The sequence below is a fragment of the Bombilactobacillus sp. ESL1197 genome, assembly GCF_058107145.1.
In genome coordinates this window covers 245,345-258,815 of sequence record NZ_JBYLTY010000004.1, presented here as the reverse complement: position 1 = coordinate 258,815, position 13,471 = coordinate 245,345, and the positions used below count along the sequence as shown (strand labels likewise).

Below are 13,471 nucleotides of genomic sequence, written 5' to 3'. Positions count from 1 at the left end.
TTTGATTATTGATATAGGAGGAACTTATGACAATTAAACTAATTGCTTCAGATATGGATGGAACGTTATTAAATAGTGAATCAATTGTCTCTAAAGAAAATATTACCGCAATTCAAGCTGCAAACCAAGCAGGAATTCAATTTGTTGTCGCCACTGGTCGTGGTTTAAGTGAAGCGGCTCCGTTGGTCAGCAATTTAACGGTCAAACCGGACTTTATCACTTTAAATGGAGCCTTAGTTTATAATCAAGACCGTGAACCTGTCGTCAAAATCCCCATTGATCGTTCTAATTTAAAACAATGTTTAACGCATATTAAAACTAGTAAACTCTATTTTGAAATCATTACCGATCAAGGAATTTATTCCAATAGTCGCATTCAGCGTATTCAACATACGGCTAATTTATTGGTCAAATTAAACCCCAATCTCTTATATAAAATGGCCGTAGCACGTGCTACTTCACGGGCCGAATTAATGAACATCAATTATGTGAAAAGTTTTGACGCACTTTTGCATGATCCTCAAATCAATGTGATGAAACTGTTAGTCTTTAGTGACCGTCATCCGCAAAAATTGCAACAATTAAGAGCACAATTACAACAAAATTCCGAAATTGTCATTACTTCCTCATCACCCAATAATATTGAAATCAATAATGTTAAGGCCCAAAAAGGCCGCGCACTAACCACTTTTGCTCATAAGCTAGGTTTACAGATGAGTGAGGTCATGGCGATTGGTGACAATTTAAATGACGAATCAATGATCCAGGCGGCAGGAATTGGTGTCGCCATGGCCAATGCAATTGCGCCAATTAAGAAACTAGCACAATACCAAACCAGCAGTAATAGTCAAAATGGCGTTGCGCAAGCTATTTACCATGCGATTGCTTTAAATAAACAGCAAGCAGCCAATTTAAAATGATTTATTATCTCCAATTTAATGCCGCTAATTTACCAGGAGTCATTCAAGTTACTAATCAACAACAAGAGCTGTGCTACTATCTTATTCGCACAGCTCCCCGTTGGAAAATTAATTATGAACTATTAACACCGCGCCAAACTAAGTTGGGTGATATCATTCAAACTAGCACGCATCCATGGGCTAATTACCAAATTAAATTAGCCGATATTTTAATCACTAAATTAATTCATATCACTAATCATCGCCGCCAGTTAATGATTGCTCCTAGTTTACATTGGTTAGTTTCTGGTAATTTATTAACCAATAATTACTTGGTCCATGATTTTCACCATCATTTAATCATGTCTGTTGATAACATTTATTTAAAAAATGGTCATGAAGGCTACCTACTCCAAATCAGTCCTCAAGTAGATGCGCAAATTGGACTTTTATTAGCTGCTGTTTTAAACCAAACCAGCCGATTATCCAAAAATCAACGTTCAATCAAAAATTGGCCACTGCATCGGTTGCAGACTAATCTGTCACATGCTTATGATCTTGAGCGTAGAGATTAGCTATTTCAATAATTGTCTGAGCTAATTGGGCCATGGCCTCTACTGTTACAAATTCATACGGGCCATGAAAATTTTCGCCACCATTAAACAAATTGGGCGTCGGCATACCTAAATAGGTAATCTTAGAACCGTCTGTCCCACCACGAAAAGGTTTCACATGTGGATCTATTTGTAAATTCTTTAAAGCCCCTTGCGCCAAGGTCACTGGATAACGATCTTGGTTAATAATGTCTACCATATTGTAATATTGATCCGTCAGTGTTAACTGAATCCGTGGTTGAGCAAATTGAGCATTTAATTGGGCGACAATATTTTGCAGATCTTGTTTGCGCTGTTCAAAAGCACTTCGCGAAAAATCACGAATAATATAAACCAAATGCGCATGGGAAACGTCACCCTGAAATTGATTTAATAAATAAAAGCCATCATAGCCTCGAACTAATTCTGGCCGTTCTTTTTGGGGCAATCGTTGATCAATTTGTTCAGCCAAACTAATCGCATTAACCATTTGACCATAGGCTTGTCCAGGATGAACACTAACTCCGGAAATATCAATTACGGCTTGTGCAGCATTAAATGTCTCATATTCAATATCTCCGACTAAACCATTGTCCAACGTATAGGCGAAATCAGCCGCAAAATCCGGTACATCAAAGCGATCTGCACCGCGCCCAATTTCTTCATCTGGACCAAAAGCCACTTTAATCGGTCCGTGTAACAACTGAGGATTGTTAACCAAATACCGCAAAGCTGCGATTAATCCCGCAATCCCACCTTTATCATCAACTCCCAAGAGCGTTGTTCCATCAGCAGTAATCAAAGTTTGACCGATATAATTCTGCAAATTAGGAAACTGCTGTGGATCTAACTTTAATCCGTTAGCCCACTCAATTACCTGTCCTTGATAATTGGCATGAACCTGCGGTTGCACATGAGCTCCAGAATAGTCAGCCGCAGTATCCAAGTGTGCAATAAAACCAATAGCGGGCATGGCCAGCGTATTTCCTGGTAATAAAGCTGTCACAAAACTATTTTGCGGATTTAATTTAATTTCGTGCAAACCTAAGTCCTGCAGTTGCTGCATTAATAAGTGTGCTAACTGCGTTTGACCGGCAGTGGTCGGCACTTGATCTAAGGCTTGCGAAGCATCAGATTGCGTATTTATTTTTACATAAGTTAAGAAATCATCTAGTAATTGTTGTTGATTAATTGCGTACTTCATTCACTAATCCTTCTTTGAACTGAAATAAGTGGTCTTAAAGTCATAAGGAACACCAGAACCATTGTAAACTAAACCTTTAACTTTGGTATTCAACAATTGCGCTTTGACACCTTGATATAACGGCACTGTTCCTTGTAATTTCATTAAACGCTTTTCAGCTTTGACTTGATATTGCCAACGTTGGGCTTTATTTTGAGAAAACTTGTTTTCCGACAAATCCAAATCATGATCAAACTGAGCATCATGGAATTTAGAAGTATTATAAGATGAATCACTTTCCCAAATATCCAAAAAGTTAATAGGATCTGAAAATACTGATTGCCAACTAGTAATCACTAAATCATAGTCACCTTGATGTTCCCGAGCTAAACGCTGCACCTTGGGCAAAGTCTTCAATGTGATTTTGACATGGGGTAACTTATTTAATGAGCCTTGAATAAATTCACCCGTTTGCTTAGAAGTAGTCGTATCATCAATCAATAAGCTTAAGTTCAATTGCTTGGTATTAGTTTGCTTCAATCCTTGACGCAATAAACTTTTAGCTTGTTTTAAGTTAGAGCTCGTCGAATTAGGAACTTGACTAACTTGTGCAAAATCTTTGTTTTGATAAGATCCTAATCCTTGTGGTACAAAACCTTTGGGCGCTAAAGAACCATCTTCTAAAACACCTTTAACCAATTGATGCCGATTAATTGCTAAAGAAAAGGCCCGCCGTACTTTTTGATTCTTAAAGGCTGGTACTTTGTTTTGATTCAAATTCATATCAGTCATATTAGACGATTTGCGCACTAAGAAATCTTTTTGGCCTTTTAAGTTAGGAACTTGCGTGCCTGAAAGAATTGTTTCATCCACTTTATTGGATTGATACAAATTTAACCCGGTTTGTGGATCCTTAACGACATCCTCCTTAACTTGTTGTAGACGAACATGTTTTTTATCCCAATAATGCGGATTTTTAACTAAACGCCAATTATCACTACTGCCATTCCAACCTTTTAAGATAAATGGTCCGTCCGCAACCGTTTTAGCAGAAGTGGTACCGTAATCTTTCCCCCAACGATTAACTGCTGCTTGGTTTTGAGGGAAGAACAACGGCCACGCTAACAACTTCTTAAAGTATGGTACTGGCTGAGTTAATTTCACCTGTAATTTATGCTTACTTAAAGCCTGTATTCCCAATTTATCAACTGGTAATTTATTGGCATTAATCTGCTTCGCATTTTGTACTTGATTTAAATAAAACGCATCACTAGAACCCGTTTTGGGATCTACCGTCCGCCGCCACGAAGTCACAAAATCTTGAGCGGTAACGGGCGTATTATCGGACCACTTGACATTTGGTCGAAGATTAAACGTATAGGTTAATCCGTCAGCTGAAACTTTGGTTTTAGTAGCCAAAGCTGGTTGCGCCTTGCCATGAGCATCCAAACGATATAAACCTTCTTGCGTATTCAACAAAACGTCAAAGCTTAAGGTGTCAGAAGCTTGCGAAATATCTGCAGTAGCCAATTCAGAACTTTCTGTCCAATTCAACGTGTTTTTGGTTTTAGCTTGCGCTATCTGTAAATTAGCCTGTGTTCCTAAAGCCAAAGTACAGAGCAAGATTCCCCAAAAACTTTTCCATTGATGAGTCATTAATTTTTCCTCCAAACTAAAAAACTGCAAGTCAATTATTGACTTGCAGGACGACAAAGACGTGGTACCACCTGGTTTTCGATCTTAAAAATAAAACCGCTTATGAATAACAATAACCTTGGTCTGTACACAACCTCGAAACGATTAGGTTATTATTCTTCATTATGTGCTAATGGCCATCACCATAATTACCTTATTCCTTGAACTCGGCAATTAATCTTAATCAAAGACCATATTCAACTAGATTACCTAACATTTCACACCTACCAATGTCTCTCTGTAAGAATAATCTAATTTACTCATCTTTTAGATTAAAAAATATTAACATATAGTGAAATTATAAATCCTAAAAATTAAATGTCAAGTACCCAATTCCAAAAAAATAGAGTTTGGACCAACAAGTAGGTTTTCTCCAAAACTTTACCAAGCTGGTGTCTGCCTCTTATTGTTGTTAGAAGTTCTGGCTAGAAAAAATTCCCATCTTCCTCTCAGAGGTTATTCGTTTTTTCTAATTGACCGAAACTTTCGTCCAAACTCTATTTTAAATTGAATTCTTTAAAAATCCATTCCTCCTGATTTTTTTATTTATATCATGATATAAATATAATATACAAAAGAATAAATGATAAAAAAAGAAACAATTTACCCTAAACGCCTTACTTTGATACATTTAGATCACATTGCTTCATTAATGGCTTGACATGTTAACAGATAGCCGACCACATCTAACCTTTTTAACACCATAGTTACTTCAATTTGAAAATCTGTTTCCAACCAGCTATTTAATTGGTGAAAAATTGCGCTAGTTATTAACTCTAATTCATCCCAATTATTTTGTAAAACTTCCAAAATAGCTAAATTATCCGTCGAATACGTATTTAAAAAATTTAAAATTTCATGATAAAACCAATTTAATAAATTTTGCTGGCACAGCACCCGATAAATTAAACGACAACTTGTTTGATGATTATTTAAATAAAATACGCAGTAACTCACCAGTTGATGCCAATCACTAAAAGTTCGCTGCTGCAATTTTGCCAAGTGCTCTTGAATCAGTGATTGGTAAATAGAAGCAGTTCCATTCGGAAAATAACGATAAAAAGTACTGCGACTAATCGACAAATTATTAGTTAAGTCACTAACGGTCAAAACATTAGTCGCTTTTGCTTTGAGCAATTCTTCCAAATGCTGGATTAAATAATGAATGGTTACTGCACGTTTCATCATTAACTCCTCGAATAAATTTATTTATATATCATCTTTTATCGTAAAACATTTTTTAAATTGCGCCGCATTTCTCGATCTTGATCACGGCGTTTAATAGTTTCTCGTTTATCGTATTGTTTTTTACCTTCAGCCACACCAATTAAAACTTTAGCGAAACCGTGTTTGAGATACATTTTTAGTGGAACTACTGTAATTCCCTTTTTAGACAATTCACCACTAATTTTTTTAATTTCTTTTTTGTGTAGTAATAATTTACGATCGCGTAAGGGATCATGATTAAACTGGTTACCTTGGTCATAAGTACTGATATGAACATTAGCTAACCACAATTCTCCTCGTCGAAATTGCACAAATCCATCCCGTAAATTAACCCGACTAGCGCGCACTGACTTAATTTCGGTACCTGTTAGAGCAATCCCAGCTTCATACGTGGATAAAATATTATAATCATGACGCGCTTTTTTGTTGTTAGCAACTTCATTCGCTGCTTTTTGATGATGCTTCTTCATAACTATCAATCCCCCTAATGACGGGACTTTTGATTATTTCGTTCGTATTTGCCCGAGCGCTGTTTAGTATTTTTTTGAGAACGTCGTCCTGAATTTTTATGCCGTTGCAAGAATTTTTGATGTTCCTGTTCACGGCGTTTTTTTTCTGCATCGGCCCGTTCTTGTTCCTCTGGACTTAGCACTGGCTCAAAGTCCACTTGGCGTTGCTGAGCATCTGCACGAATCAATTTTACCTTGATACTATCACCCATTGTGTACACTTTATGGGTGCGTTTGCCAATCATGGATAAGGCTTTTTCATTATATTCATAATAATCATCTAGCATATTAGAAATATGAATCAAACCTTCTACCGTATTTTCTAAGCTAACAAACATGCCAAAACTGGTAACACCACTAATGACACCTTCAAATTCTTGTCCCACTTTATCAGCCATAAACTCAGCTTTTTTCAAATCATCAACTGCTCGTTCTACATCAATCGATTTTCGCTCACAAGCTGAAGTGTGAACACCAACCTCTGGTAATTGTTCTGCCCATTGGTTTTGAATATCTTCGCTGGTACCCTCGTCAGCATAACTATGAATCATCCGGTGTACCATTAGATCAGGATAACGTCTAATTGGGGACGTAAAATGCGTATAATAAGTGGCCGCTAAGCCAAAGTGGCCTAATGGATCCGGAGAATACTTAGCTTGTTGTAAACTCCGTAATAACATCGTGGTAATTACTGCTTCTTGGGGTTTACCAGCTACTTTTTCTAAAACGGTTTGAAACATCTTGGGGGTAACATGCTTAGCATCACCCGGAACTGATAAACCAAACGAACTAGCAATTTCAAAGAAATTCTTTACCTTTTCCGGATCCGGTTGTTCATGCACCCGATACAAAAACGGAACGTGTAACTTATTAAAATGTTCTGCAACTGTTTCGTTGGCTGCCAGCATAAAGGATTCAATCATTTTTTCCGCTGTACCACGTTCCAGTAGTTTAATATCTGTAGGATGTCCCTGATCATCAACGATGATTTTGGCTTCTGTTTCTTCAAAATCAATTGCCCCACGCTGATGTCGCATAGCAAATAAAATCTCATGTAATTGCGCCATTTCTTCCAGCATTGGTACCAAATCGGCATATTGGGCGCGGATTTGAGCATCCCCATTTAAAATTTTATTCACATTATTGTACGTCAAACGCGCATGTGAGCGAATAACACTAGGATAAATTTTATGATTGATAATTTCTCCCTGCGGATTAATCTCCATGTCACAGGTCAAAACACAACGATCTTCACCCGGATTTAAAGAGCAAATACCATTCGACAAACGAAATGGCAGCATTGGAATAACCCGATCGACGAGATACGTACTTGTCCCACGTTCGTAAGCTTCTTGATCTAAAGGACTGCCGGGCTTAACATAATGGGTTACATCAGCAATGTGTACTCCTAAATGAAAATTGCCATTTTCCAATTTCCATAAAGTGACGGCATCGTCAAAGTCTTTCGAATCATCGCCATCAATCGTTACAGTTACTTGCTCAGTATTATCTACTCGACCTTGCCAATCCGCTTCGGTTAGGTGATCTGGAACTTGTTGAGCAGCTGCCAAAACTGCTTCTGGAAATTCATCTTTCACATCATTTTGATAAACAATGGACAATTCATCGACACCGGGAGCATTTTTATTACCCAAAGTTTTCAGTGCAATGCCTGCCATACTGCGTGGAAAGTCGGCACTTGGATAATTAGTAATCTCTACTTGTACCATGTCGCCCATTTGGGGCGTGATTCCCGTTTGTTTGATGAAAACCGGATTATTGGCCATCTTTTTTTCATGACTCTTGACATAACCGACTAACCCGGTCTTTTTAACTTGCACATCGCTATAAGGCATAAATTCACCAACGATTTGTTTCAGGCCGTGATCTAAAATCTGAGTAATCTTGCCTTCAGCTCCATTATCTCCCCAAGGATTAGCAGGTTTTAAAATCTGGACTTCAACTTCGTCATCATTGATCGCATTCAAGGTATTGGTTCGCGCAATAAAGATATCTGGTTCTTCATCGTCATACCGAACAAAACCAAAGCCGCGGTCATTAGCCCGAAAAGTCCCACTAACTTTTTGATCAATGGGTGTCATCTTAAATTGGTTACGATCATGAGCAGTGATCTTATCTTCACCCTCTAACACAGCTAACGCTTTTAAAACGTGATTATAAGATTCAGAACCGTGTAATCTCAATAAATCTACTATATCTTGAGCAGTATATTTACGATCCGGATAATTGCGAAACACTTCTAAAACATCTGAAATTAATTTATTTTTTTCTAAAGCCATTCAATTTTTACTCCTAATTTACCAATAAAAAGTTTTCTAAATCTTGTTCTAACTGGGGCCGTGCTTGATTAACTGTAATGACATGGCCGGCGTTTTGATAAAAGTGTGTCACTACTTGTTTTGGTGGCAAAACAGCTGCTAAACGTTTGGCTGACTGAATATCAACCATTTGGTCCTTTTGACCATGACCAATAAATAAAGGCTGCTTAATTTTGTCTAATTGTTGGCGGACTGTCAAAGCAGTTTGCTTAATTCCTGCCAACGCCTGCGGTAGTAATTGTTCCACTTGGCGTTTGCGCATGGCTCTTTGGCCAACGCTTAATTCTTGTTGTTGTTCTAAATAGGTTTCATATTGATAAAATCCAGCTGAGACATTAGTTAAATCATTATTAAAAATCGGACAACCTAACACCGCACCACTTTTTAAATCTGGCATCGTTGCTAACGCCTTCAGGGCAAACAAACTCCCCAATGATAACCCAACAATACTAATAGGACCTCGCTTTGTTTGACGGACAAAATCAATGGCAGCTTTAGTATCCGCCCACCAAGCTGTTGGATTACCTTGTTGTAAAATATCGACCGCATTTAAAGTTCCATGACCTGTAAATAGCGGTAAGTAAGAACTGATATTTTGTTTGGCTAAAACCCGAGTCAATGACAAAAAATCATTGGGACTACCTGTATATGAATGTAAAAAAATAACCGTTCGTTCACCTTGATCAACAAACAACGTTTTGGGAGGAACTCGCTTCATCTTTACACCTCGCAAACTCAATAAAAAAATCCCACTGTAAAAACAGGAGGATTTAAGTTTATTTTGATGACATAAAAGCCAATGCAAGCGCACAAACAAAGAAAATAATTGCTAAGATTGTCGTAACTTTTTCCATAAATGCTTCAAAGCCACGTTTCTTCTGCGTGTTAAACAAATCACCTGCTCCGCCAGATAAAGCATTCAACGCGTCTTGCTGTTTTTGTGGTTGCATCATAACGGCAATAACAATCAAAATAGAATCAATAACTAAAATATTTGTTAGTAAACTGTACACGTTTATAACCTCCGTTATGGCACTACTGATAGCATAACATAAAGATTTAGCATTTACTAGTTGCAACCTAACTAGCCTAATTCATTCGTCAATTATTTTTAAATAATTACCAAATAAAAAAGCAAATACCTATCCAATGATTAATTGGAAACAAGCATTTGCTTTGGCATAATCAACTTTTAGTCAATTTCTTCCAGATTCTCAAAAAATCTTTTTCATTACTGTCCCTTACATAATTGATTGGTTGTTATCCGTCAAATTATCAGTAATTACTATGGTTGATTTTTACGCTAATTTGCCTTTAATAATTGCACACTTGCTGCAATATCTTGACTTTGAGCAATCATTGAAATAACAGAGCTACCTGCCACTCCAGTTTGAGCTACTTCCCGTACATTATCTGCCGCAATGCCGCCAATGGCGACAATCGGTCGTTGCGCCAGTTGATTCAATTGAATTAAGCCTTTTATTCCGATCACGGGTGAAGCATCAGCCTTAGAGTTTGTAGCAAATACTGGACCACAGCCGTAGTAATCAATTCCCTGAATTTGATTAGCCAATGTTATTTCTTGTTCATTCGAACAAGATAGTCCCACAATCATCTGACCACCAACTTCTTTGATAACCTGTTGAATTCTTTCATCACTTTGACCGACATGAATACCGTCAGCTTGAACTTCTTGTGCCAATTCAACATCATCGTCAACGATGAAGGGGACTTGATATTGACTACATAGTTGACGCAATTGTTGAGCCATTAACAAACGTTGTTGCTTATCACTAATAGCTTGCGGACCTTTATCGCGAAATTGATATGCAGTAATGCCAGATTTTAAAGCTTGTTCGACTACTTCAGGTAAAGTTTTAGTAGGCAAAAGATCTTGCGTTCCACAAATAAAATATGCTTTTAAAATACTTGCTTGAAAATTAGTCATTTTGTTTTTCCTCCTGATACGCCCAGTGATTCAGCGGACCATGTCCATGACCGACTTGAATAGTATTCTTAATTGCAGTTTGCGTAAAGTCTTTAGCAATTTTTGCTGCTTGTTTGAGCGGTCTTTGTTTTGCTAACTCGGCACATAAACATGATGATAAAGTATCACCGGTTCCGTGAGTTCGCTTGGTTGCAATACGGGGGGCACTTAACCACAAATCCGTTCCATCTTGAAATAACCAATAATCCCGCACTGCATCACCTTGAGCATGACCGCCTTTAATCAGCACATTTTTGGTGCCCATAGCCTGAATTTCTAAAGCGGCCTGTTGAAAATCAGCTGAAGTTTTGATTTCATGTCCAACTAGCCGTTGCGCTTCCAGCAAATTAGGTGTAGCTACTGTTGCTAACGGTAATAACTGTTGCTTAACAACCTCAATCGCATCATCAGTCAATAAGGCAGCTCCACCTTTAGCAATCATGACCGGATCAACAATCAACGGCCCAAAATCATATTTTTTTAAATTATTCACAACATATTCTACATGGTTAGCGTCACCTAACATCCCTGTTTTACAAGCACGAATTTGAAAATCCGCGGCCAACGAAGCAAACTGGGCATTGACCATTTCTTCAGGCAACATAAACGATTGTTGTACGCCTAAAGTATTTTGAGCTGTGACAGCCACTACGACACCTGTGGCAAAAACATGGCATGCTTGCATCGTTTTAAAATCAGCCATCATCCCAGCACCACCACCAGAATCTGTTCCAGCAATCGTTAATGTTTGTGGAAAAGAATTAATTTTTTCAATCATATTATAATTCCTCATATTGAGCGATTGAATTAATTTGATCAGTTGTCGCCCAAGCTAATTGATCTAATAAATTTACAGTAAAGCTACCGGGACCAACTTTTTGATTACCGACTGCTAATTCACCAATTGCTGCAAAAACTAATGCCGCCGTTTGTGCTGCTTCAAAATAATTATCTGAACTAATTGCACAAAAAGCGCCAACGATACTAGTCAACATATCTCCCGAGCCAACATGGGCCGCAAATAGTGGCGTACCATTGTGTACAGCCACTACCTGCTGACCATCGGTAATATAGTCCGTTGCACCACTCATCAAAACAACACAATGAAACTTTTGTGCAGCAGTTTTGGCAATTTCAATCACATCGCCAGTTCCAGCACCTGCATCAATCCCTTTAGCTTGCCAATCAAAATCTGCCAAGGCTGCAATCTCCCCAGCATTACCTCGAATAACCGATACCTGAAAATCTTGTAACAACTTTAAAGCGACTTGCTTACGATAATTAATAGCACCGACTGCCACTGGATCCAAAATAACGGGCTTTTGAGCAGCGTTAGCCGCTTGGCCCATCGTCTTTAAGTGTTCAATTTGTTCTTGAGTAAAAGCACCTAAATTCAAAGAAACAGCATTACTGATTCCCACCATTTCTTTGGTTTCTGCAATTTCCTCTGACATAATTGGTGATGCTCCCAATGCATTCAAACCATTGGCCACATCTTGAACAGTCACGAAATTAGAAATGTTCAATACAACCGGATTCTGTTTACGTAAATCATCTAACAATGATAACTTCATCTAAAATTCCTCCTAATATGCACAGAACTTCTAAATTAATTGCTCTCGTAAAAATGCAATTAAAAAAGACGCCTCAATTGAGACGCCTATTAATCAATAGTCTTAATTTTAATAGCACATCCCTACGCAAGTTCTAACTTACAGGTTCAAAGAGTTCAGATTAAAAATCTGTCTCAGCCCAAATTGGCACCCCTTGCTTATATTTTTTAACGTTTTCATTATAATCAAAATAATAAATTTTCGCAAGATAAAATTGTATTAAAGATCTTTTACTTGCTATGTTATAATTCAAATACAGGGTATCTAAAATCTCAGAGCAAATTTGAGGTTTTTGTACCCTTAAAGATTTAGCAATAGAAAAACAGAACTTCCTATGGTTGCACCAGCGTTGCCGTTTTTGTACCCTTAAAGATTTAGCAATAGAAAAACACGGCTTTAACACTGATTACGCCAGCAAGGGTTTTTGTACCCTTAAAGATTTAGCAATAGAAAAACTAGTAGTGCTGGATGGGTGGCAAGTTATCCGTTTTTGTACCCTTAAAGATTTAGCAATAGAAAAACTAGTCGGCTTTATTTCAGACTGATATTTCGGTTTTTGTACCCTTAAAGATTTAGCAATAGAAAAACTTTTGTTGTGGGTTCACTATTTGGTTGGGTGTTTTTGTACCCTTAAAGATTTAGCAATAGAAAAACTAGTAGAATTTGCTATTCCAGCCTTACTAGGTTTTTGTACCCTTAAAGATTTAGCAATAGAAAAACTCTAATGGCAGCCTTTGCCGTCCGAATTTTGTTTTTGTACCCTTAAAGATTTAGCAATAGAAAAACACATTACAAATTGAGCTATACAGCGTGTGCGTTTTTGTACCCTTAAAGATTTAGCAATAGAAAAACATAAATTATAAACGGATGTGAGTTTTGGGTGTTTTTGTACCCTTAAAGATTTAGCAATAGAAAAACTTCAGACAATCAGCCGGCAACCCCTACTGGGTTTTTGTACCCTTAAAGATTTAGCAATAGAAAAACTTAGCATTGCAAAATATGACGCTTAAAAGTGTTTTTGTACCCTTAAAGATTTAGCAATAGAAAAACGTCAAGGGGCCTTTGACTCGGTTAAGTCAAGTTTTTGTACCCTTAAAGATTTAGCAATAGAAAAACAGAAGATAGTTATATGGACGTGGAGGTTTGGTTTTTGTACCCTTAAAGATTTAGCAATAGAAAAACATGAACCTGAGGAGAATTAAAAATGCAAAAGTTTTTGTACCCTTAAAGATTTAGCAATAGAAAAACTCACTAAATGTAATCGCCTCTCCTTCCTGTGTTTTTGTACCCTTAAAGATTTAGCAATAGAAAAACTCAGACCACTAGCCCATATCACACAAGCAAGTTTTTGTACCCTTAAAGATTTAGCAATAGAAAAACTTGTAATATAAATTCAATGAAGCCAAAAGTGTTTTTGTACCCTTAA

At 37.4% G+C, this 13,471-nt stretch carries 12 protein-coding genes, 1 CRISPR repeat array, 1 riboswitch and 1 other annotated feature (1 of these 15 only partly in view); of the genes, 2 read left to right on the top strand and 10 right to left on the bottom strand.

Features of this window, described 5'->3' with window-relative positions; translation table 11 throughout:
• The first annotated feature begins 26 nt into the window (after nucleotides 1-26).
• Together AC3B6B_RS08935 and AC3B6B_RS08930 are read left to right on the top strand one after the other, a co-directional pair.
• Nucleotides 27-920 carry a Cof-type HAD-IIB family hydrolase gene (locus tag AC3B6B_RS08935; protein ID WP_489758301.1) on the top strand — a complete coding sequence of 298 codons (894 nt, stop codon included), beginning with the start codon at nucleotides 27-29 and terminating at the stop codon, nucleotides 918-920.
• Complete coding sequence (locus AC3B6B_RS08930; protein WP_489758300.1) at nucleotides 917-1,474, top strand: hypothetical protein; 558 nt, start codon at nucleotides 917-919, stop codon at nucleotides 1,472-1,474. Before AC3B6B_RS08935 ends, AC3B6B_RS08930 begins: the two co-directional genes overlap by 4 nt.
• On the opposite strand, the gene pepT is transcribed toward AC3B6B_RS08930, so the two are convergent.
• From pepT to thiM, 10 genes are all read right to left on the bottom strand, one after another.
• Nucleotides 1,434-2,696, bottom strand: coding sequence for a peptidase T (gene pepT / locus AC3B6B_RS08925; RefSeq protein WP_489758299.1), 1,263 nt, complete (start codon nucleotides 2,694-2,696; stop codon nucleotides 1,434-1,436). The two genes, AC3B6B_RS08930 and pepT, sit on opposite strands and share 41 nt — an antisense overlap.
• Before the next feature lie 3 nt (nucleotides 2,697-2,699).
• The gene (locus AC3B6B_RS08920) at nucleotides 2,700-4,331 is read right to left on the bottom strand and encodes a peptide ABC transporter substrate-binding protein (RefSeq protein ID WP_489758298.1); all 1,632 of its coding nucleotides are present in this window, start codon (nucleotides 4,329-4,331) and stop codon (nucleotides 2,700-2,702) included.
• A gap of 43 nt (nucleotides 4,332-4,374) precedes the next feature.
• Nucleotides 4,375-4,651: a binding site (T-box leader), on the bottom strand.
• 355 nt (nucleotides 4,652-5,006) lie between these two features.
• Nucleotides 5,007-5,555, bottom strand: a complete 549-nt coding sequence (locus AC3B6B_RS08915; protein WP_489758297.1) for a TetR/AcrR family transcriptional regulator — start codon at nucleotides 5,553-5,555, stop codon at nucleotides 5,007-5,009.
• Between the two features lie 38 nt (nucleotides 5,556-5,593).
• The gene (smpB, locus tag AC3B6B_RS08910; protein WP_489758296.1) at nucleotides 5,594-6,067 is read right to left on the bottom strand and encodes an SsrA-binding protein SmpB; all 474 of its coding nucleotides are present in this window, start codon (nucleotides 6,065-6,067) and stop codon (nucleotides 5,594-5,596) included.
• 14 nt (nucleotides 6,068-6,081) lie between these two features.
• Complete coding sequence (rnr, locus tag AC3B6B_RS08905; RefSeq protein ID WP_489758295.1) at nucleotides 6,082-8,406, bottom strand: ribonuclease R; 2,325 nt, start codon at nucleotides 8,404-8,406, stop codon at nucleotides 6,082-6,084.
• A 13-nt stretch (nucleotides 8,407-8,419) separates the two neighbouring features.
• On the bottom strand, nucleotides 8,420-9,163 hold the full coding sequence (locus tag AC3B6B_RS08900; RefSeq protein WP_489758294.1) for an alpha/beta hydrolase: 744 nt from the start codon (nucleotides 9,161-9,163) through the stop codon (nucleotides 8,420-8,422).
• 58 nt (nucleotides 9,164-9,221) lie between these two features.
• Nucleotides 9,222-9,458 carry a preprotein translocase subunit SecG gene (gene secG / locus AC3B6B_RS08895; RefSeq protein ID WP_489758293.1) on the bottom strand — a complete coding sequence of 79 codons (237 nt, stop codon included), beginning with the start codon at nucleotides 9,456-9,458 and terminating at the stop codon, nucleotides 9,222-9,224.
• A 290-nt stretch (nucleotides 9,459-9,748) separates the two neighbouring features.
• The gene (thiE, locus tag AC3B6B_RS08890) at nucleotides 9,749-10,393 is read right to left on the bottom strand and encodes a thiamine phosphate synthase (RefSeq protein WP_489758292.1); all 645 of its coding nucleotides are present in this window, start codon (nucleotides 10,391-10,393) and stop codon (nucleotides 9,749-9,751) included.
• The gene (gene thiD / locus AC3B6B_RS08885) at nucleotides 10,386-11,210 is read right to left on the bottom strand and encodes a bifunctional hydroxymethylpyrimidine kinase/phosphomethylpyrimidine kinase (protein ID WP_489758291.1); all 825 of its coding nucleotides are present in this window, start codon (nucleotides 11,208-11,210) and stop codon (nucleotides 10,386-10,388) included. The genes thiE and thiD overlap by 8 nt, the downstream gene beginning before the upstream one ends.
• Nucleotide 11,211: 1 nt before the next feature.
• Nucleotides 11,212-12,006 carry a hydroxyethylthiazole kinase gene (thiM, locus tag AC3B6B_RS08880; protein WP_489758290.1) on the bottom strand — a complete coding sequence of 265 codons (795 nt, stop codon included), beginning with the start codon at nucleotides 12,004-12,006 and terminating at the stop codon, nucleotides 11,212-11,214.
• A gap of 102 nt (nucleotides 12,007-12,108) precedes the next feature.
• Nucleotides 12,109-12,210: riboswitch (TPP riboswitch) on the bottom strand.
• Nucleotides 12,211-12,333: 123 nt separating this feature from the next.
• A CRISPR array of direct repeats spans nucleotides 12,334-13,471; the repeat unit is 36 nt; unit sequence GTTTTTGTACCCTTAAAGATTTAGCAATAGAAAAAC (it continues 86 nt past the right edge of the window).